Below are 20,015 nucleotides of genomic sequence, written 5' to 3' on the forward strand. Positions count from 1 at the left end.
GTATCCCGGTGTGAAAACCCTTCCCCCACAGCACTATGCGGCCGACAATGCTCAGTGTTCCCGTGACGTGTCCGGCCGCATTCGACCGGCGTCGATCAGCGTTTGCCGTGCTGCCGCCTTGCGCGGGCAGTCTTGTACGCGGCATTCCCTGTGGCGCTGCATGGTGGCGTGCGCCTCGGGCACGCTGAGCGGGTAGTCGGGTGCCCCATGCGGCCACCCCCGCGGCCCCAGCCCGGCGTCGGCGGGCAGTGCATCCCCGGCCTGGATACGTTGGCGCTCGGCTCGCCACTCGGCCTGTACGCGGTCGATGATCGCCTGCGGCGATGTCTCGTCGGGCTCGGCTTCCCGCCACCAGTTGAATCCCACCACTTCACCCCTGTCGTATTCGCTGTCTGTTGGTGGCGCCCGGCGCCGAGGGCTTTCGCCACCGACCGGCAGCTCACTGCGGTCGGTGTGCCGATGCGAGGCACGGCATCGACCCGGCGCCGGGGCCTGGTTCCGAGACTCACACGGGGCGTACCAGCCGAAGTGACAGTTCTCTGCCAGTTGCCCGCGTTGCCCAGCGAATGCCGATAGGCTTGAAATCAACCAAGAGGTCTGGCCGAATTAGGGGGCTTCGCAGTGACATTCGTCGGTATCGGTGCCCGAATCAGCGCCGAACGAAAGCTTGCCGGGTTGACCCAGCCCCAACTTGCGAGCCGCGCGGGATACAGCGTGAGCATGGTGCGAGCCGTCGAGCAGAGTCGCGAACCGGCGTCGCCTGGATTTGTGGCAGCTGCCGCGAAAGCGCTGGGTATCGAGCCGGAGCAGCTGACCGGGGCTCCGTACTACGACACTCTTGAAGAGGATGGTCCCCTGGAAGGGCTCACCGAGCTGCGTGCCATCCTGGCCGAAGGCACTTACGTCCGGCAGATCGAACCACCGCCACTTACGCAACTTGTCGCCGACCTGGACGCAATCAACCGCTTGTATCGCAACGACAAAGGCCGCATTGCCCTTGCCCGGCTACCGATACTGATTCGCCAGTTGTACGGTGCACTGCACGCAGCTACCGGCGATGCCGATCGTGGTCGAGTCTTCTCGCTCTTGGCGCACGCCTACATCCAGTCGGAGCGGCTGACTCACCGATTCGGCTTCATGACGCTCACGTTGCCGTCGCTGGACGGTTTGGAATGGGCGGCGGCCCAAGCCGACGATCCGCTGTACGCCGTGCAAGCCAAGCCCCGACGGGCAAAGGTGCTGATGTACTACGGATCCAACGACGTAGGACTCCAACTGGTCGAAGGGGCTCTCGACCAGATCGGCGGCGATGATCCGGCCTCTTCCGAAGTGCTCGGATTCAGCCACCTGTCCGGGGCGATTATCTCCGCGCGAGATCGTCGACTCGACATCGCTCGCGACCATATCAGCGAAGCTCGGAAACTGGCCCGGCACATCTCGGGCGAATGCGACTCCTACGGAACGCTGTTCAGCCAGGCGAACACCGAAATCCATTCCTGTGCTGTCGAGTTGGAAGCGGGCGACCCTGGCAAAGCGGCCCGTGAAGGATCGGCGTTGAAGCTACCCGACGACGTCGCACCGCCACGGGCAGGCCATCACTGGCAGGACACAGCCCGTGCCTGGCTACTCGCCGGGCGCACGGACAACGCGCTCAAAGCGCTGAATGTGGCCCGTCGCGTGGCTCCCCAGCAAACCAAGCTGCACCCAAACGTTCGCGAAACGCTGTACGGGATCGCCGCAGCCGAACGTCGGCGCAGTGACAGCCTCGGCGCATTCGCTCGATGGGTCGGCGTCACTCTCTGATCCGGATGGAGCCCGCCGATCGCGCTGCGCTGAGACCATGAATCCGTGAACGAGAACGGAGAACCCGTCCTGTACGCGATCGTGACTGGGGCACGCGTCGCCCGAGACGTTGACAAGCTGGTTGATCTGGCCACGGCAGACGGTTGGGATGTGTGCGTGATCGCGTCACCGAACGGTCTCCGCTTCATCGACGCCGATGCTCTTGCGGCCAAGACGGGCCACCCGGTGCGCAGTGCATACAAGGAACCTGACGCCCCGGATGTCCTGCCGCCAGCCGACGGAATGATCGTCGCGCCGATCACCTCCAACTCACTCGCGAAGTGGGCGGCAGGTATCTCCGATACTTTGCCGCTCGGACTACTGGTCGAAGCCGTGGGGCTAGGGCTACCACTGGTGGCAGTGCCTTTCGCAAATCGAGCACTGCTCAGCTTCCCTGCCGTGCAAGAAGCAGTGCACAAGCTCTCTGGGTGGGGCGTGACCATGCTGACCGAAGATTCCCCGCACGAGCCGAAAGCAGGCAGCGACTACATCAACCGCTTCCCATGGATCGCCGCATGGCGGGCGTTGCTTGATCACCCTCGGCTCTCGGTCGGCCTTTAGTGCTGTCTTGCGGTGTTCGAGCGGCGCATGGTCCAAGTCGAGATGGCGGCAGCCGAGCTGACCATCCAGCCGGTTCGCCCCGACCGCCGCTGCGGCGCGAAATCCGAGGCAAGGCAATAGAACTCGTCGACGCCGCAGGCATACCCCGGCACTGATTTCCTGTCGGTGGGCATGGGTACTGTGCCCGCATGCCCACCGTCCTGCACGAGGTGATCATCGACCTGTTCCGGCAACGCCCGCGACTGGCTGCCGACCTATTGGCGCTCGTGATGGATTCTCCACTACCCGAATTCGACCATGCCCGACTGGAATCCGGCGATTTCCCTGACATCGACCCGACCGAATACCGAGCAGATGCCGTCGTAGTCCTGGCCAACGGGACCGATCCCGCCCTCGGGGTCATTATCGAGGTGCAGCTGCGGCCAGACCTGGTAATGGCCGTTCTCCCAAAGGCGGCCCGGCACTTCTTGGAGAGCCTCATGACGACCGGCACCTATGAATACAAGAGCGAGTTCGCCCGGCGTTACTACTCCAGGGGCAAGGCCGAAGGCCGGGCCGAAGGTGAGGCCGCGGCACTGTTGCGCATTCTGCGGACCCGCGGCTTCACGATGTCCGAAGCCATCGCTAGCCGCATTGCCGAGTGCACCGATCTCGACCAGATCAACATCTGGATAGACCGCGCTGTTACCGCCGACAGTCTCGATGAGATCTTGGCGGAACACCCGAAGCCGTAATACGCACGCGTCGGCAAGCGCGCAGCCAACTACGCTGCGCGGTTGCCGGGCGACGCGGGACCTGGCGAACCGCTCAGCAGCTTCCGGTGTCCCCGGGACCTCAGTCGTTCGCGTGCAGGTCGGCGTTGAGCTCGATGCCGGTGCCCTTGCGGGGGACCACCTCGACCGCGCCGGTGGTGGAGTTGCGGCGGAACAAGAGGTTGTCGCGGCCCGACAGTTCGGCGGCCTTGACCTTGGTGCCGTCCGGGGTGGTGACCTTGGTGCCCGCGGTGAGGTAGAGGCCCGCCTCCACGACGCAGTCGTTGCCGAGGGGGATGCCGAGGCCGGAGTTCGCGCCGAGCAGCGAGCGTTCGCCGATGGAGATCACGGTGGTGCCGCCGCCGGAGAGTGTGCCCATGGTGGACGCGCCGCCGCCGATGTCGGAGCCGTCGCCGACTACGACGCCCGCGGAGATGCGGCCCTCGACCATGGAGGCGCCGAGAGTGCCCGCGTTGAAGTTCACAAAGCCCTCGTGCATGACCGTGGTGCCGGAGGCCAGGTGTGCGCCGAGGCGGACCCGGTCGGCGTCGCCGATGCGCACGCCCGATGGCAGCACATAGTCGACCATGCGCGGGAACTTGTCGACGCTGTACACCGTGACCGGGCCGCGAGCGCGCAGCTTGGCGCGAGTGGCCTCGAAGCCCTCCACAGCGGCGGGGCCGTGGTTGGTCCACACTACGTTGGTCAACAGGCCGAACTGGCCGTCCAGGCTCACCTCGTGCGGCTTGACCAGGCGATGCGAGAGCAGGTGCAGGCGCAGGTAGACGTCGTGCGCGTCGACCGGGGCGGCGGACAGGTCGGCGACGGTGGTCTGCACCGCGATCACGTCGACCCCGCGGGCGTCGTCGAAGCCGAGCAGCGCCGCGTACTCGGCGGGCGCCTCGTCCAGTCGCTTGGTGCCGGTCTCGGAGAACTCGCCCAGCTGCGGGTTCGGGTACCACGTGTCCAGCACGGTCCCGTCCGCGGTCACGTTGGCGATACCGACTGCTGCTGCTCCCTGGATGCTCACGTCACTAGAGGTTACCCACCCGAGGCGAACGAGTGTGCGGGTGCTCCGGGCCGCACGCTCCCTTCGCCCGCCCTGCCGAGGCGCATGGCCGGTCTGCCGAATGTCCGCGTCGCAACCCGGAGGAGACGCCGCGGCGTTGAACGAACCGTGGCGTTGCGACCACTCCGGGGCGTTGTACGGCTTGTCACTTGGTGTGGGATGTGGATGTCTGCTCGACGAGGGTGGCGGTGGCGCGGTCGAGGAATTCGCAGAACTGCTGGTGCTCCTCGGGGGTGAAGCGGTCGGTGAGGGCGCGTTCGAGCACGATGACTTCCTGGTAGGCGCGCTCGAGCAGGTCACAGCCCGCTGGCGTGAGGCCGGCGATCATGACTTTGGCATGCACCGGGGACGGATTCCGGTCGATGAGTCCCTTGTTCTGCATCCCAGCCAGGACGGTGGCCATGCTCTGCTGGGTGACCCCGCAGGCGCGGGCCAGTTGAGCGCCGGACATGTCGTCCTCGCGCGACAGGGTCAGCAGCACGGCGTACTGGATCATGGTCAGCCCGTAAGCGCGCAGCACCGTCTCGTGATGGCCCATCAGCGCCTGTTCGGCGCGACGGATCCGGGTGCATACGTACTCCTCGACAGGCACGTCCGTCATGACACAACCTTCTAAGTTGACTCAGGTATTTGATAATGCTTTAGTTCCTGTATCAGGATACTGATTCAAGACAAAGGGTTGTATGTGATGAAGGCTGTTGTTCTGGACACCGACGATCAGTTCCGGCTCTCGGAGATGCCCGAACCCGTAGCCGGTCCGGGCGAGGTCGCGATCCACGTCTCCTACGCGGGCGTGCAGTACGGCGATGTGCTGGTGCGTGCGGGTCATTTCCCGATCCCGCGCCCCTTCGTGCCGGGTTTCGAAGCCGCCGGTGAGATCGTCGCGGTCGGTGACGGTGTGGACGAGGCGCGGATCGGTGAGCAGGTCACCGCGTTGATCGGCGGGGGTGGTTACGCCGAAGTGGTGACCGCACCCGCGGTGCTTGCGATCAATGCCGCCGGAGTCGGCCTGCGTGACGCCGCCGGGTTCGGGTGGGTCGCGCCGACCGCGTACGACCTGATCAACACTGTCGCCAGGGTGCAGGGCGCGGACAGTGTGCTGATCCACGCGGCCGCCGGTGGCGTCGGCTCGCTGGCCGTGCAGTTCGCTGCTGCCGCCGGTGCGGAGCGGATCGTCGGGGTGGTCGGTGATGCCGGTCAGGTCGATTACGCCCGCCGTTTCGGCTACCACGAGGTGCTGGTCCGGGAGCAGTTTCCCGATGGTGACGAGAAGTTCGATGTGATCCTGGATCCGATCGGCGGCCCAACCCGCGTCACGAATCTGGCGCGGTTGGCTCCGCACGGCCGGATCGTGGTCTACGGCAACATCGCGACCTTCGAACCGGTCACCGTGTCGGCCAACGACCTGCTGATGCAGGGGCAGTCTCTGCTGACCTACAACAGCAACCTGGCCAGCCAGACCCACCCGCAGCGGTTGGCAGACAGCGCCGCTCACGCCATGGCGATGGTGGCCGATGGGTCGGTGCGCATCGACGTCACCGCCGAATACGCCCTCGCCGACGTCGAGACCGCAATCTCGAACCTGGCCGCAGGAGCGACCAGCGGCAAGAGCATCGTCCGCATCGGGTGAGTTCCGGTCGCCGATCCGGCGGGGACCGCCGTCGCGGTACCCGCCGGATCCGCGACCACGCTGCCAGCGCATCCGAGAGACGACGCCAGTTGCCGGCGGATGTCCGAGCGCTCGCCGCCAGCAGAAGCCGCGACGCGGAGATGACAGCCCAGACCTTCGTCGGACGAGCTCGGCCCGGCAGACAGCAATACCAGCTGCACCGAAGAGGAGAAGTGTGTCCCCAATCCCAGCGTCGAGACGTGGTGCGCGGGCGCGGCTGGGCGACCGCCGTAGGGTGAAGGGCGTGACCATCGACCTGCATGCCGACCCGATCACGCTGACCGCCGCACTCGTCGACATACCGAGCGTTTCGCTCGGCGAGGCGGCCATCGCCGATGTGGTGGAGCGGGCGCTGCGGGAGCAGACGGTGGGGTTCGAGGTGCTGCGGCACGGGAACGTGGTGCTGGCGCGCACGAATCGCGGGCTGCCGACCCGGGTGATCCTGGCCGGGCACCTGGACACCGTGCCGATCGCCGACAACGTGCCCAGCCGCTTCGCCATGAACCCGGCGGGCGAGCAGGTGCTCTACGGCTGCGGCACGGTGGACATGAAATCCGGCGACGCGGTGTTTCTGCACCTGGCCGCGACGGTCGCCGATCCGGTGCACGATCTGACCCTGATCTTCTACGACGGTGAGGAGATCGCCGCGGAGTTCAACGGGCTCGGCCACATCGAACGTGATCTGCCCGGCTGGCTCACCGGCGATCTCGCGGTGCTCGGCGAACCGTCCGCCGGTTGGATCGAAGCGGGTTGCCAAGGCACGCTGCGGGTTCGGCTCGGCACCTCGGGCGTGCGGGCACATTCGGCGCGAGCCTGGCTGGGCGACAACGCGATTCACCGATTGGCTCCGATCCTGCAACGGCTGGCCGAGTACCGTGCGCGTGAGGTCGACATCGACGGCTGCGTCTATCGCGAGGGGCTGTCCGCGGTTCGCGTCGCCGGCGGCGTGGCGGGCAATGTGGTGCCGGATGCCGCCGAGGTGGACGTCAACTTCCGTTTCGCACCCGACCGCACCGTGGACCAAGCCGTCGAGCACGTACGCGAGGTCTTCGATGGTCTCGAACTCTCCTTCGACGTGACCGATTCCGCACCCGGCGCGCTGCCCGGCCTGACCGCCCCGGCCGCCAAGGACCTCATCGCCTCGGTGCAGCGGCACGGTGGCGGCGGCGTGCGCGCCAAATACGGCTGGACCGACGTCTCCCGGTTCGCCGCCCGCGGCATCCCCGCGGTCAACTTCGGTCCCGGCGACCCCAACCTCGCGCACAAGCGCGACGAGCACGTCCCGGTCGACCAGATCACCGCGGTCACCGCCATGCTGCGCAGCTACCTGACCGGCGCTCCGGCCTGAGCGACGACCGGACTTCGGTCAGCTTCTCGGCGGCAGGAACCGATGCAGCGCGAGGGCGTCGTCGACCTGCTGCGGTACCCGACGCTCGCGCTGCCGGCGCGCCGCTGAACGCGCAGATTGCGGATGCCTCTCGCCCTCGCTGCGCCCGGCTGAACACCGGACGACTTCTCACGTGCAGCCAGTGTGTGATCGTTTCCGGACGGTAGCGTGGATCGCATGTCCACCGACGCCGCCGACCGTGAGGTCACCACCAAGCCGAAGTCGACAGCGAAGTTCCGGGGGCCGATCATGTTCCGCCGCGACCGCAAGGACGGCATCTCCACCGCCGACCGGAATCTGCTGGACCAGCGCGGCGACACGGACTGGGTGCACACCGACCCCTGGCGCGTGCTGCGCATCCAAGCCGAATTCGTCGAGGGATTCGGCGCGCTCGCGGAGGTGCCCCGCGCGGTGACCGTCTTCGGTTCCGCGCGCACGCCGGCCGACCATCCCGAGTACCAGGCGGGCCGGGCGATCGGCGCCGCGCTGGCGCGGGCCGGTTTCGCGGTGATCACCGGCGGCGGACCCGGCGCGATGGAAGCGGCCAACCGCGGCGCCTGCGAGGCGGGCGGCTACTCCATCGGCCTCGGCATCGAGTTGCCGTTCGAGCAGAGCCTCAACGAGTGGGTCGATCTGGGCATCAACTTCCGCTACTTCTTCGTCCGCAAGACGATGTTCGTGAAGTACTCCCAGGCGTTCATCTGCCTGCCCGGCGGCTTCGGCACCCTCGACGAGCTGTTCGAGGCGCTGACCCTGGTGCAGACCCGCAAGATCACCCGGTTCCCGATCATCCTGTTCGGCAGCAGGTACTGGGCCGGGCTGGTCGACTGGCTGCGGGATTCGCTCGGCGGCTCCGGCAAGATCTCGCCCGGTGACCTCGGTCTGCTGCACGTGACCGACAGCGTCGAGGAGGTCGTGAGCATCATCCAGGCCAATGCGGAAGCGGGCGGCGCCGAGGACGCGATCGGAACGGAGGACGAGTGGTGAACGACCAGCCCTTCGCAGTCTGCGTGTATTGCTCGGCGAGCACCACTGACCCGGACCACCTCTCGCTGGCCGCTCGGGTGGGCACCGAGATCGCCCGGCGCGGGTGGCAATTGGTGTCCGGCGGCGGTCACGTGTCGATGATGGGCGCGGTGGCCACCGCGGCACGCGCCGGTGGCGCGAAGACGATCGGCGTCATCCCGAAGCATCTGGTGCACCGCGAGGTCGCGGACGTCGACGCCGACGAGCTCGTGGTCACCGACACGATGCGCCAGCGCAAGCAGGTGATGGAGGACCGTGCCGACGCCTTCCTCACCCTGCCCGGCGGCATCGGCACACTGGAGGAGTTCTTCGAGACCTGGACCGGCGGCTATCTGGGACAGCATGAGAAGCCGGTTATTGTGCTGGATCCCAATGGATTCTTTCGCGGCTTGTTCTCCTGGCTGGATGAATTGTACGAACGGAAGTTCGTGCCCCAGACAGCGTTGTCCCGGATTACCGTGGTGACCGATCTCCCGTCCGCCTTCGCGGCACTGGAGGCGCCGCGTACCGCTTGACGAGGAGAACTGAAGACGTGAGCAGCGACGCACGCTCGACGGTGAGCCTGGCCGATATCGTCCGCAATCTGCCCGCCATCGCACTCGACGTGCCGCGCATGCTGCGCAACGCGCGGGGGATTCTGGTGAAGCCGGAGTCCAGGTCCTCGATCGGGCTGTACTTCCAGCGCAGCGCGCATCGTCATCCGGATCGTCCGTTCCTGCGGTTCGAGGGCGCGACATACACCTACGGCGAGGCCAATGCCCAGGTGAACCGCTATGCGAGCGTGCTGGCGGAGCGCGGTGTGCGGCGCGGCGACGTGGTCGGCGTGCTGATGACCAACCGGCCGGAGACGATGTTCGTCGTGCTGGCCACGGTGAAACTCGGCGCTACCGCCGGCCTGCTCAACCACCACCAGCGCGACCGCGTGCTCGCCCACAGCTTCGGCTTGCTCGGCAGTGCGCTGAACGTGGTCGGCGTGGAATGCGCGGAGGCGATCGGCTCGCTGCCCGAGCCGCTCGACAACATCCTGCCTGCCGACGAACTGCATCGGGCGGCCGAGAGCGCCGACGACACCGACCCGCCGAGTTGCGCCGAGGTGACCGCGCGCGAGCGCGCGTTCCTCATCTTCACCTCGGGCACCACGGGCCTGCCGAAGGCCAGCGTGATGACCCATCTGCGCTGGGCCAAGTGCATGGCCGGGATGGGCGGTCTCGGCATTCGGCTGCGCGGCGACGACACCCTGTACTGCTGCCTGCCGCTCTATCACAACAACGCGGTGACCGTCGCGTTGTCGGCGGTGCTCGCCTCCGGCGGCGCGTTCGCCCTCGGGCGGGGCTTCTCCGCGTCGCGGTTCTGGGACGAGGTCATTCGTGAGCAGGCGACGGCCTTCATCTACATCGGCGAGTTGTGCCGCTACCTGCTCAATCAGCCGGCCAAACCGACAGATCGGCAGCATCTTGTCCGGCTCGTCGTCGGCAACGGACTGCGCCCAGAACTGTGGGAAGAGTTCGAAACGCGCTTCGGCATCGAGCGGATCGTGGAGTTCTACGGGGCGAGCGAGGCGAATACCGGGTTCGCCAACGTCTTCGGCGTCGACCGCACCGCGGGGTTCAACCCACTTCCGTATGCCGTGGTGGAGTACGACGACGAGACCGGAAAGGCCAAGCGGGACAACAACGGGCGGCTGCGCCGGGTGGGCACCGGCGGCGTCGGGCTGCTGCTGGCCAAAGTGACCGACCGTGTCCCGTTCGACGGTTACACCGACAAGGCCGCCTCCGAGGCCACGCTCGTGCGCGACGGTTTCGAGCCGGGCGACGTCTGGTTCGACACCGGCGATCTGGTGTGCGATCAGGGCTGGCATCACGTCGCGTTCGTGGACCGGCTCGGCGACACGTTCCGCTGGAAGGGCGAGAACGTGGCGACCACCGAGGTGGAGCGCGCTCTCAGCAAGGCGGAGCCGATCGCCCAAGCCGTGGTCTACGGCGTGGACATCCCCGGAACCGACGGCAAGGCGGGCATGGCCGCCGTGACGCTGCACCCCGGCGCCGAGTTCGACCCGGCCGCGCTGGCGAAGCTGGCCTACGAACAGCTCCCCGGATATGCCGTCCCCCTGTTCGTCCGCGTCGTCCCCGAACTGGAACACACTTCCACGTTCAAAAGCCGCAAGGTCGAACTTCGCAAGCAGGGCTACACCCCGGACCCGGACAGCACGCTGTATGTCCTCGCCGGACGCACCGAGGGCTACGTCCCCGCCTACGACGGCTACCCCGCCGACGTCGCCGCGGGCCGAGCCCCCCGAAACTGACGACGCCCCCCAACTAGAGTCGTCTCCATGTCGATCTCGATTCCGGCGCGGTTTCCCACGCTGTGCGGGCGACCGGTGGCGACGGATCGAGCGCTGGTGATGGCGATCGTGAATCGCACGCCGGACTCGTTCTACGACCGCGGCGCCACCTTCACCGACGCGGCGGCCATGGACGCCGTCGCGCGGGCGGTGGACGAGGGCGCCGACCTGGTCGACATCGGCGGAGTGAAGGCGGGGCCCGGAGACCTGGTCGACGCGGCCGAGGAGACGCGCCGGGTGGTGCCGTTCGTCGCGGCAATCCGCGCGCAATACCCCGAGCTACTGATCAGCATCGACACCTGGCGCGCCGAGGTGGCGTCGGCCGCGCTGCGGGAGGGCGCGGATCTGATCAACGACACCTGGGCGGGGGCCGACCCGGAGCTGGTCCCGGTGGCGGCGGCGCACGGCGCGGGCGTGGTGTGCAGCCACACCGGTGGCGCGGTGCCGCGCACCAGGCCGCATCGGGTGCGCTACGCCGACGTGGTGAACGAGGTCACCGAAACGGTGGTACGCGCGGCCGAGAACGCGCTCGCGGCGGGCGTGAACGAAGATTCGATTTTGATCGATCCGACCCATGATTTCGGTAAGAACACCTATCACGGGCTCGAACTGTTGCGCGGAATCGACGTTCTTGTAAAAACCGGATGGCCAGTCTTGATGGCGCTGAGCAACAAGGATTTCATCGGGGAGACTTTAGGTGTCGGTCTTTCCGAGCGGCTGGAGGGCACGTTGGCGGCAACAGCATGGTCGGCGTCGGCCGGCGCCCGAGTCTTTCGTGTCCACGAAGTCGCCGCGACCCGGCGGGTCGTGGACATGATCGCCGCGATCCAGGGCATCCGGCCCCCCGCACGAACCTTGCGAGGTCTGGTATGACATTCCAACCCTTCGAGCCCGCCTGGGCGACGACCAATACTTGGGACACCCCGAACTGGACGGTGGACGAGCTCGTCGCCGCCAAAGCCGGACGCACCGTGTCGGTGGTGCTGCCCGCATTGAACGAAGAGCGGACCGTGGCCGACGTGGTGGCCAGCATCCGGCCGCTGCTCGGCACGCTGGTCGACGAGCTGGTCGTGCTCGATTCCGGTTCGACCGACGCCACCGCGGAGCGGGCTCGCGCGGCCGGCGCCGAGGTGATCAGCCGCGAGCAGGCGGTGCCCGAGCTGGAGCCGGTCCCCGGCAAGGGCGAGGTGCTGTGGCGCTCGCTGGCGGTGACCAGCGGCGACCTCATCGCCTTCGTCGACTCCGATCTGATCGACCCCGACCCGGCCTTCGTGCCGAAATTGCTCGGACCGCTGCTCACGATCCACGATATGCACCTGGCCAAGGCCTACTACCGCAGGCCGCTGCGGCAGGGCGGCGCGGTGGACGCGCACGGCGGCGGACGGGTCACCGAGCTGGTCGCGCGCCCGCTGCTCGCGGCGCTGCGGCCCGAACTGTCGCAGGTCTTGCAGCCCCTGGGCGGCGAGTACGCGGGCTCCAGGGAGTTGCTCACCTCGGTGCCGTTCGCGCCGGGCTACGGCGTGGAGATCGGACTGCTGCTCGACACCTACGACCGGCTCGGGATGTCCGCGATCGGCCAGGTCAATCTGGGCGTTCGCACGCATCGGAACCGGCCGCTGGCCGATCTCGGCGTGATGAGCCGCCAGATCCTCGGCACGGTGCTCGGCCGTAGCGGGGTCCAGGACTCCGGGGCGGCACTGACCCAATTCCCGCTGATCGGCGATGAATTCACCGCGCACAGCACCGAAGTGTCGCTGATCGATCGCCCGCCGATGAACACACTGCGGCCCGCGTGGGCGGCGGCCTGAGCGTCCGCGATCCGCTATCGGATCCCCGCCCGCCGGCAACGCCGGAAGTGCCCGGGTTCGGGGGTCAGGACCCCTTGGCCCGCGGGTCGCGCATGTACCCGGCTTCGATCAGGGTGCGGAAGGCCGCGTTCTTGTAGACGCATTCCGAGGGCTCACAGATCCGGTGGCGCTGCATGAGTTCGTGTGCCTCCGCCACGGTCAACGGCTCGGTGGGCAGTTGCTGCGGCCGACCGATCGGGCAGGTCGGCAGCCGGGGGGCGACCTGCTCCGCGATCCCGTGCTCAGCGACGCCGACTCGGCGCCGCCGGGTCGCCGGACCGTGCAGCAGACCGATGGTGGCGACCAGACTCGCGGCGCCGGCGAGCGAACAGAGAACGGCGATCTGGGTGGCGGTCACGGCGCTTTCTCCTCTCGGTGGGGCGGGCCGGGCAGAGCGTGGCGGGGCCGAAGCGCAACGCACCGTCACCTGGTCTAGTTAACTTTCAGCAAATCAAGTGTGGGCCGAACGGTCACGGCGTGCAAGGGGGAGATGAGCGCGCTCACGCGACCGGCTGGCTTGGCGGGGGTATTCCCGGCGAATCAGGATCCAATCCGCTTCGTGCGAGGAGACTTCGAGCGCCTCGGCGGCGGATGGGACCGTAGGTGCGGACGGGCGGACGCGCCGCCGCGCTCGGCCGGAATCCGAGCGGCATGGAGCTGGTCGTCGCTCCGGAGTCCATGATCGGATCCAGTCCGACCGGACCCGGGCGAGCTGGTCTTCAGTGACTCCGGAGTCCCGGGGTGAACCGGGGACGCCGACCAAGCCGATTCGCAGGAAGGTCAGTGCCGTGGCCGCGGCTGGTGCGTCGAACTCGTCATCCTGAGTGAGCACGCAGACCCGGTGCGCACGTCGATCTGCCCGGCTTGCCGCTCGGTGCGCAGATAACGGTGCGGCCGGTCCGCCACGATCTGCCAACCCGACCGTGAGCCGGTCGGCGTCGGCGTAGCCGAACCGGTCGATGCGTGCCAGCGCGACGGACTGGTGCCACCAGGAGGTGGTCTCCTTCCGAGCGGCGTCTGGCCGGAGCGTCAGGGCCGAGACGGACGGCGAGTTCCGCCGTACCGTCGGCCTGGGCTATGCGGAGGTGATCCGGCGCAGCATCTCCGCCGCGGCGGCCCTTCGTTGTGCCTGCACGGGGTCCAAGTCGGCCGCCGCCGCGGATGCGGGTTCGCTCTCGGTGCTGTCGTCGCTCGGCGTGGACGCGGCTTCGCTCTGCATCCCGTTGTCGCTCGTCGTGGACGTGGGTTCGCTCTTCGCGTCGTCGCTATCCGCAATCGGGTATGGGAGCTGGCGACGTACCGCCGGCATGGTCAGCCGCGGCTTGCCATCCGTGTGCGTGTCCTCGTCGGACGCCGTTTCGTCCTTCTCGGAACCCTCTGGCGGGGGTGACGAGCCCTCCTGCTCCGTGGCGAGCCGGGCTTGGAGTTCGGCCACGGAGAGGTGGGAGCGCGACGACGTCGGCCGCAGCAGCATGGTGGCGACCAGGACGAGCAGTCCCGTCACCAGGATGGCGGCACCGATGATCAGAAGCGGATTCACTATTTCCTCCTTGCCGGACGTCTCGCACGTCCGTTTGGCGGAGCCGGAGATAGGGCGCGTCGGTCTCGGTAGGCACCACGGGGTCGAGCTGCTCGCGCGTTATCTTTCAGCTATTTTAGCCAGCTCTCCTGGAACGTGACATCGGCAGGTCGGGTGACCGGCGCCACAGCCGGGTCGGCGGCGGGCACCTGCTCGGCAGGTGCGGTTGAGCAGGCTGCTTGCCACGGCATGGAGTGCCGAAGGCCGTTCGACTCCGCCGTGCGGTCGGCGATTGGTGAGCGTGTCGGCGCCTGCATCTTGTGTGGCGGATGGTTTGCTGAATTCCTTTGCGCCACCGCATCCGACGTTCGTACCAGCGTGGACGGAGGCGAGCAGTCGAATCACGGTCTCAGAGAAGGGGCGTGGCGCGGCGAGCAATTCCCGACGCAGCCGATTGCCGTGGAGTGCGCGAATCCGGTCCTGACGTGCCGCGGCTCAGCGGCGCAGACCCGATATCGGCGAGCGGTTTTCGGGGTCGTGGCGATAGACCGGCGTGAGCAGTTCGGCCTCGAGTGGTTCCCCGGTGGCACGGTCGAAGCGACAGGCGATCAACACCGAGAACAGGTGGTTGCTCGCGCGCTCGTGCAGCGTGGCCAGCCGGGTGGCGAGCAGGCGGATGGCGCCGAGCGAGCCGGGCGGGTGCATGCCATCGATCATCAGCACGGTGCCGCGGCCGTCGAGGCGCGGAAGCCTGGCGAGATAGGCGATGTCGTGCGGTTCCGGGCCGCCCGGCCGGTACACCCGCCTCGCCGCCCGGTCCTCGATTCCCCGGCGCGTATCGCCCACTCTGGCCACGGCGCGGCGTAGCCGTGGGTCGGCGGCGACCAATTGGCGCAAGCTGGGGGATAGTTCCGGGCCGCCGAGCACGATCAGTCCGTCGCGGCGCAGATCGACCGGGCGGCCGGGGAGGAAATGCTCGACCGCGACGGTGAATCCGAGTTGGCGGAGTAGTTCGGCCAACCGTTGCGGCGCGGCCGGATCCGGTGCGCCGATCACCCGCCCGGCGCGCACCTCCGGGACGAGCACGGTGAGCGAACCATGCCCGAAGAACAGTCCTTCCGGCGCGGGCCCTTGCGTACTCACCTGGTGGATACGGGCGCGGGAAAGGCCCGCCGCCGCACCGATTCTGGCGAACGTCCAGCCGTCGGCATGGAGTTCGCGGATCACGGCACGCCGAATCCTGGTCAGTTCGTTGATGGTCTGCTGGGCCGCCGCCACTCCATCGGTGGCCGCCTTCAGTCGCTCGACCTTGTCCTCGATCGCGAACACGCGCGCCACGTCATCGGCCGACATGTGCGAAGTCTAGACAGCTGAACACCGCATGGTGTCTAGACTTCTTGACGGATCAGGTGGCGTCGGAGTCGATCGGAGGACGTTCGTTGCGCTCCAACGGCTTATCGAACTTGGGCATCGGATAGTCCGGCATACCGCTGTTCGTGCTGTACAAGTCCTTCGGGTCGGGCAATGCGCTGTTGAAATCCTTGAACAGCGAATCATCGCCATTGAGAAGATGTTTGGTCACCATCGCGCGCGGAGTCATCCCGCGCAGTTCGTTCAGGTCGGCCAGCGGCTTGCGCAGATCGTCGAATTCCGGCCCGAGTTCCTGGCGCAGCTGCGTGGTGGCGCCGCTGGCGTAGTCGCGCACCTGCCGAAGGCTGCGCGTGGTCCAGCGCACGGCACCGGGCAGACGCTCCGGGCCGAGAATCATGAGGGCGGCGACGAGCAGGATGACCATCTCGCTCCAGCCGATGTTGCTGAACACGTAATCAGGCTACCCGGCGATCGGGTCGGCGGGTCAGTCGGATTCCAGCGTCACAGGCACGTCCACCTGCCTGCCATCGCGGATCAACTGCACGTTCACCATCTCTCCGATCTTGTGCGACTGCACCGCGACCACCAGTTCGTCCGGACCGGTGACCTCCCGGTCGCCGACTTTGACGATCACGTCACCCTCAACGATCCCGGCCTTCGCCGCGGGACCGCCCGGGGTGACGTCGGCCACCGCCGCGCCGCTCATGACCTCGTTGGCCACCTGCTTGGTCCGCGCGCTCAGGCCGATGATCGGGTGGTGCACGACGCCGTCGCGGATCAATGTCTGTGCGACCTCGGTCATCATGTCCACCGGGATGGCGAAGCCGAGGCCGACCGAGCCGCCGGTCTCGCTGCGGATGGCGGTGTTGATGCCGACGACCCGGCCGTCCATGTCCACCAGCGCGCCACCGGAGTTACCGGGGTTGATCGACGCATCGGTCTGCACCGCGTCGATGACGGCCTTCGTGTCGCTGCCCTCACCCTCCAGTTTCACCGGACGGTGCAGGGCGCTGACGATGCCGGAGGTGACCGTCTTGCTCAGGCCGAGCGGCGAACCGATCGCCAGCACGTCATCGCCGACTTGGACGTCGCCCGACTTCCCGATCTGGGCGACGGTGAGATTCTTCACATCGACCTTCAGTACAGCCAGGTCGGTCTTCGGGTCCCGGCCGACGATCTGGGCGGGCACCCGGGTTCCGTCGGAGAACTGCACCTGGATCGCGGCCCGGTTGCTCTTGTCCTGGGCGGCCATCGAGATGACGTGGTTGTTGGTGACGATGTAGCCGCCGCCATCGATGACCACACCGGAGCCGGTGGCGCCGTTGTCGCCGACGGTGACCCGGATCGAGACGACCGAGGGCAGCACCGCGTTCGCGACCTGCGCGATGAGGCCGTGCGGGCGATCGCCGTCGCCGGTCTGCTCCAGGGTGACCTTGCGCGAGGTGAGCGTCGAGGCGGTTTCCGCGGTCAGCCTGCCGACCAGCCCGCCGAGCAGGCCGATGACCAGCGCCGCCAGCGCGAGCAGTGCCAGCGCCTTGGGGGCGACACGGTCGCCGAACAGCACTTCGCGCGCGCTGAGCTTCTCGGCCTGGGGTAGGAGCTGCGTTTTGGGGGTTGGCACCGCGGGGGCGCCCAGCCGCGCGACGGCGTCGGGATCACGCCACGGATCGGCGGGACCGGCGACCGGGGCGGCGCCGCCTGCGGCATCGGGATCGCGCTGCAGCAGCTCGGTGGAACCCTCGGGGCGACCGAACGCCTCGGCCAGCACCGCGTCGGGTGGACGGTTCTGCAGTTCGGGGCCACTCTGCGCCGCGCCTGCGGTGCGGGCAGGCGGCGGGTCGGCGAACGAACCGGACAGCCCGGACGGCCTGCGGAAGGCGCGCGCGGTGTGCGTGTCGACATGGGGCCGATAGACCGGTCGCGGGCCGAGCACGGGCGCGTCCGGTGGCCGGAGATTCCCGCGGTTGGCCGCCGAATCCGAGGTGTCGGCCGATCCGGAATTCGTCGATTCGGTGGTCACGCGGAAAACTCTACTTGCGCCACCAGGTTGTCCACCGAGTCGCGGTGAAGGAATCGGTCAGAAAACCGAAAACCGCGTCGTTACGGGAGGTCTGGCCGGCTCCTGACGTGGGGGTGCGCGCGCTGGAGGCGCCACCCGGCAATTCCCCGAGCGGAATCCTGGTCAAGCTGTCGTGCAGTCCGGTGGGAATCGCGACGTTGCCCGCGTGCCGCAACGCGATGCGGGCCTGTTGCTGAGCGTCGACTTCCGCCGCGCACTCCGGGCACAGCGAAAGGTGCTGAGCAGCGCGCAGGTACGCGTTCATCCGCAGTTCGCCGTCCACATACGCCGCGATCGCCTCACTCGCCAGATGTTCGGTGGGGCTGAAGCGAGGCGGACGACGACCGGACGTACTGAAGTCGCCACTCATTCGGTGCTCACCCTTTCAACCGACATCGACCGTGGGGCGACGCCGGCTTCCGACGAATCACCCTATGTTCGTATCAGCGGCGAACCGCTGCTCACTTCCATTATGCGCAAGGTAGTCGCGCAGCGCCTGCCGCCCACGGTGGATCCGGCTGCGCACAGTGCCCAATTTCACGCCGAGCGTAGCGCCGATCTCCTCGTAGGACAGTCCCTCGATATCACACAGGACCACGGCCGCGCGGAACTCCGGCGCCAGCGAATCCAAGGCGGATTGCAGGTCGGGATCGAGGCGGGCGTCGTGGTATGCCTGCTCGGGGCCGGGCCCCTCGGCGGGCACCCGGTCGTAGTCCTCGGGCAGCGCTTCCATCCTGATCCGGTTGCGGCGGCGGACCATGTCCAGGAACAGGTTGGTCGTGATGCGGTGCAGCCAGCCCTCGAACGTGCCCGGTTGGTAACTCGACAGCGAACGGAACACCCGGATGAACGTCTCCTGCGTGAGGTCGTCCGCGTCCTGAGCGTCGCCGGAGAGGCGATAGGCCAGCCGGTAGACCCGGTCGGCGTGCTCGCGGACCAGTTCGTCCCACGACGGCATGGCCGACCGGTCACCGGTGGCGTCGAAGGCGGCAGTCCCGGTGAGCTCGACAGGTTCGGCGACGATGTCGGCTTCGACAGGCGGGATCTGCTCGGGCAGGGTGGCGTACTCACGCGCCGCATCGACCATGTGGATGGGGCTACCTCCTACTAGGGACCGCACAGACACGGACTCGATCGGGGCCGGGTCTACGGTCCGTCACGTACGGATACAACAGACAAGCTGTATGTCGTTGTTCCCGCGTCCTGTGTTAATACACGGTCGGTGGTCTTGCGTTGCCCATACTCTTTCTGGTCCTGATATGGCCGGGTTATGGAGATCCTGAGGGACACCTGAGAAAAATGGCCGTGGAATTGGTGGCGGCGCGTGTTGTCCGGAACGCCCAGACCACCCGCCCGGCGTTAGCCTCATACCCGTGGCATCGAATCTGGAGCGAAATCTCGCTTACGTGGAGGAATCCGTCGTGGAAGACGAGATCCTCGTCAGCGCGCGCGAGCGGGCCACCGAACTCGGCGTGGCGCCCGTGCCGCCCTCGGTGGGCGCGCTGCTGAGCATGTACGCGCAGTTGCTCGGCGCGCGGGCGGTGGTCGAGGTCGGCACCGGCGCGGGCATCAGCGGGCTGTGGCTGCTCGACGGCATGCGCGAGGACGGCACGCTGACCACCATCGATTCGGAGCCGGAGCATCAGCGCGCGGCCAAGGAGGCGTTCCGCGCCGCCGACATCCCGCCCGCGCGAACCCGCCTGATCAACGGGCGTGCGCTCGATGTGCTGCCGCGGCTGGCCGACGGCGCCTACGATCTGGTCTTCATCGATGCCGCGCCGCTGGAGCATCCGGAGTATGTGGCCCAAGCGGTGCGATTATTGCGCAGCGGTGGGGCCATTCTGCTGCACAACGCGTTGCTGGGCGGTCGGGTGCCCGACCTGGCGCAGCGCGATCCGGCCACCCAGGCGGTGCGCGCCGCGACCCGCGCCATCGCGGAGAATCCCGAACTCACCTGTGTGCTGATTCCGGTCGGTGACGGATTGCTGTGTGCCTCGCGCGGTTAGTGACGCGAGTAGTTGCGCGGCGAGCCGTGCTGCCCTGTCGCCCGTCCGCTCGACAGTCGCCACGGGCCGAGTCGTTTTCGCGACCGAATCGAGGGTATGCGCTGAGAAACAAGTCAGCGAGGTTGTCGGGTTATGCGTGAAATTGATGCCATCGAGATGGGTGCCCTGGGGCATGTCGTCACGGAACGTCGGTCGAGTTGGCTGCGGCCGACCATGCTGGCTCTCGCGATGGTGCTGCTGGGAGCCGTCTTGGTACTGATCATGGTCAGCAATACCGATTTCGACACCGGACCCGCCAAAGTCACTCCGACACAGGGCCCATGCGAGCCGTTCTGCACGCAAACGGTCGCCCCGCCCGGGCCATAGTCGTCGGGCGCCGAGCCGATTTTCTCCCGCGGTCGACGCCCACTCGTAGATAGTTGCTGTGGAGTACTTTTCGGATATGCACCGAGTCTGATGCCGGTGGCGCATAGCGGATGAATTACGCGCCACGTGAGCGAGTTCGCGAATCCGCCCCCGAACAGCCACGGTTCGGCGCATGCTTCAGCAGAGCGCGCGTGAGCGAG

Annotated in this window: 22 protein-coding genes; 12 read left to right on the top strand and 10 right to left on the bottom strand. The window is 67.5% G+C overall.

The features are described from left to right. Nucleotides 1–51: 51 nt before the first annotated feature. Entirely contained in the window at nucleotides 52–366 is a 315-nt protein-coding gene (locus NA4_RS10430) for a hypothetical protein (protein ID WP_067467742.1), read from the bottom strand. 255 nt (nucleotides 367–621) lie between these two features. Here NA4_RS10430 and NA4_RS10435 point away from each other — a divergent pair, with 255 nt between their 5' ends. The 3 genes from NA4_RS10435 (at nucleotide 622) to NA4_RS10445 (ending at nucleotide 3,137) form a co-directional block, all read left to right on the top strand. After that, on the top strand, nucleotides 622–1,803 hold the full coding sequence (locus tag NA4_RS10435) for a helix-turn-helix domain-containing protein (protein WP_067467745.1): 1,182 nt from the start codon (nucleotides 622–624) through the stop codon (nucleotides 1,801–1,803). Nucleotides 1,804–1,848: 45 nt separating this feature from the next. Continuing rightward, nucleotides 1,849–2,403, top strand: coding sequence for a flavoprotein (locus NA4_RS10440; protein WP_067467748.1), 555 nt, complete (start codon nucleotides 1,849–1,851; stop codon nucleotides 2,401–2,403). A 188-nt stretch (nucleotides 2,404–2,591) separates the two neighbouring features. Beyond that, on the top strand, nucleotides 2,592–3,137 hold the full coding sequence (locus NA4_RS10445) for a hypothetical protein (RefSeq protein WP_067467751.1): 546 nt from the start codon (nucleotides 2,592–2,594) through the stop codon (nucleotides 3,135–3,137). Nucleotides 3,138–3,237: 100 nt separating this feature from the next. Here NA4_RS10445 and dapD read toward each other — a convergent pair whose 3' ends face one another. After that, nucleotides 3,238–4,185 carry a 2,3,4,5-tetrahydropyridine-2,6-dicarboxylate N-succinyltransferase gene (gene dapD, locus NA4_RS10450; protein WP_067467754.1) on the bottom strand — a complete coding sequence of 316 codons (948 nt, stop codon included), beginning with the start codon at nucleotides 4,183–4,185 and terminating at the stop codon, nucleotides 3,238–3,240. 184 nt (nucleotides 4,186–4,369) lie between these two features. After that, a complete protein-coding gene (locus NA4_RS10455) occupies nucleotides 4,370–4,825 on the bottom strand; it encodes a MarR family winged helix-turn-helix transcriptional regulator (protein WP_067467756.1) in 456 nt (151 codons plus the stop codon). A gap of 87 nt (nucleotides 4,826–4,912) precedes the next feature. Between NA4_RS10455 and NA4_RS10460 the strand changes: the two genes are divergently transcribed. The 7 genes from NA4_RS10460 to NA4_RS10490 all read left to right on the top strand — a co-directional run bounded on the left by NA4_RS10460 (nucleotide 4,913) and on the right by NA4_RS10490 (nucleotide 12,455). Next, complete coding sequence (locus NA4_RS10460; RefSeq protein WP_067467759.1) at nucleotides 4,913–5,854, top strand: quinone oxidoreductase family protein; 942 nt, start codon at nucleotides 4,913–4,915, stop codon at nucleotides 5,852–5,854. A gap of 283 nt (nucleotides 5,855–6,137) precedes the next feature. After that, nucleotides 6,138–7,241, top strand: a complete 1,104-nt coding sequence (gene dapE / locus NA4_RS10465) for a succinyl-diaminopimelate desuccinylase (protein WP_067467762.1) — start codon at nucleotides 6,138–6,140, stop codon at nucleotides 7,239–7,241. Between the two features lie 216 nt (nucleotides 7,242–7,457). Beyond that, nucleotides 7,458–8,267: an LOG family protein gene (locus NA4_RS10470; protein ID WP_067467765.1), complete on the top strand. Its 810-nt coding sequence runs from the start codon at nucleotides 7,458–7,460 to the stop codon at nucleotides 8,265–8,267. After that, nucleotides 8,261–8,821, top strand: coding sequence for an LOG family protein (locus tag NA4_RS10475; RefSeq protein ID WP_067467768.1), 561 nt, complete (start codon nucleotides 8,261–8,263; stop codon nucleotides 8,819–8,821). Before NA4_RS10470 ends, NA4_RS10475 begins: the two co-directional genes overlap by 7 nt. Nucleotides 8,822–8,838: 17 nt before the next feature. After that, nucleotides 8,839–10,608, top strand: coding sequence for a long-chain-acyl-CoA synthetase (locus NA4_RS10480; RefSeq protein ID WP_067467771.1), 1,770 nt, complete (start codon nucleotides 8,839–8,841; stop codon nucleotides 10,606–10,608). A 27-nt stretch (nucleotides 10,609–10,635) separates the two neighbouring features. Next, nucleotides 10,636–11,520: a dihydropteroate synthase gene (gene folP / locus NA4_RS10485; RefSeq protein WP_067467774.1), complete on the top strand. Its 885-nt coding sequence runs from the start codon at nucleotides 10,636–10,638 to the stop codon at nucleotides 11,518–11,520. Continuing rightward, the gene (locus NA4_RS10490) at nucleotides 11,517–12,455 is read left to right on the top strand and encodes a glucosyl-3-phosphoglycerate synthase (RefSeq protein WP_067467777.1); all 939 of its coding nucleotides are present in this window, start codon (nucleotides 11,517–11,519) and stop codon (nucleotides 12,453–12,455) included. Before folP ends, NA4_RS10490 begins: the two co-directional genes overlap by 4 nt. A 64-nt stretch (nucleotides 12,456–12,519) precedes the next feature. On the opposite strand, the gene NA4_RS10495 is transcribed toward NA4_RS10490, so the two are convergent. From NA4_RS10495 to sigE, 7 genes are all read right to left on the bottom strand, one after another. Further along, nucleotides 12,520–12,852 (bottom strand): hypothetical protein, encoded by a 333-nt coding sequence (locus NA4_RS10495; protein WP_067467780.1) that lies wholly within the window; start codon nucleotides 12,850–12,852, stop codon nucleotides 12,520–12,522. Nucleotides 12,853–13,569: 717 nt separating this feature from the next. Continuing rightward, nucleotides 13,570–14,034 carry a hypothetical protein gene (locus NA4_RS10500; protein ID WP_067467783.1) on the bottom strand — a complete coding sequence of 155 codons (465 nt, stop codon included), beginning with the start codon at nucleotides 14,032–14,034 and terminating at the stop codon, nucleotides 13,570–13,572. A 474-nt stretch (nucleotides 14,035–14,508) separates the two neighbouring features. Then, a complete protein-coding gene (locus tag NA4_RS10505; RefSeq protein WP_067467786.1) occupies nucleotides 14,509–15,366 on the bottom strand; it encodes a hypothetical protein in 858 nt (285 codons plus the stop codon). A 52-nt stretch (nucleotides 15,367–15,418) separates the two neighbouring features. Then, nucleotides 15,419–15,835, bottom strand: a complete 417-nt coding sequence (tatB, locus tag NA4_RS10510) for a Sec-independent protein translocase protein TatB (RefSeq protein ID WP_067467791.1) — start codon at nucleotides 15,833–15,835, stop codon at nucleotides 15,419–15,421. Nucleotides 15,836–15,868: 33 nt separating this feature from the next. Continuing rightward, nucleotides 15,869–17,404, bottom strand: coding sequence for a S1C family serine protease (locus tag NA4_RS10515; protein WP_067467796.1), 1,536 nt, complete (start codon nucleotides 17,402–17,404; stop codon nucleotides 15,869–15,871). A 10-nt stretch (nucleotides 17,405–17,414) separates the two neighbouring features. Further along, on the bottom strand, nucleotides 17,415–17,813 hold the full coding sequence (locus tag NA4_RS10520; RefSeq protein ID WP_067467801.1) for a hypothetical protein: 399 nt from the start codon (nucleotides 17,811–17,813) through the stop codon (nucleotides 17,415–17,417). Nucleotides 17,814–17,870: 57 nt separating this feature from the next. Beyond that, complete coding sequence (gene sigE / locus NA4_RS10525) at nucleotides 17,871–18,530, bottom strand: RNA polymerase sigma factor SigE (protein ID WP_245671253.1); 660 nt, start codon at nucleotides 18,528–18,530, stop codon at nucleotides 17,871–17,873. Nucleotides 18,531–18,810: 280 nt separating this feature from the next. Here sigE and NA4_RS10530 point away from each other — a divergent pair, with 280 nt between their 5' ends. Together NA4_RS10530 and NA4_RS10535 are read left to right on the top strand one after the other, a co-directional pair. Then, nucleotides 18,811–19,449: an O-methyltransferase gene (locus tag NA4_RS10530; protein ID WP_067467804.1), complete on the top strand. Its 639-nt coding sequence runs from the start codon at nucleotides 18,811–18,813 to the stop codon at nucleotides 19,447–19,449. 132 nt (nucleotides 19,450–19,581) lie between these two features. After that, entirely contained in the window at nucleotides 19,582–19,815 is a 234-nt protein-coding gene (locus tag NA4_RS10535) for a hypothetical protein (protein WP_157128934.1), read from the top strand. The last annotated feature ends 200 nt before the right edge of the window (nucleotides 19,816–20,015 follow it).

The organism is Nocardia amamiensis NBRC 102102, from assembly GCF_001612745.1.
Lineage (GTDB): Bacteria > Actinomycetota > Actinomycetes > Mycobacteriales > Mycobacteriaceae > Nocardia > Nocardia amamiensis.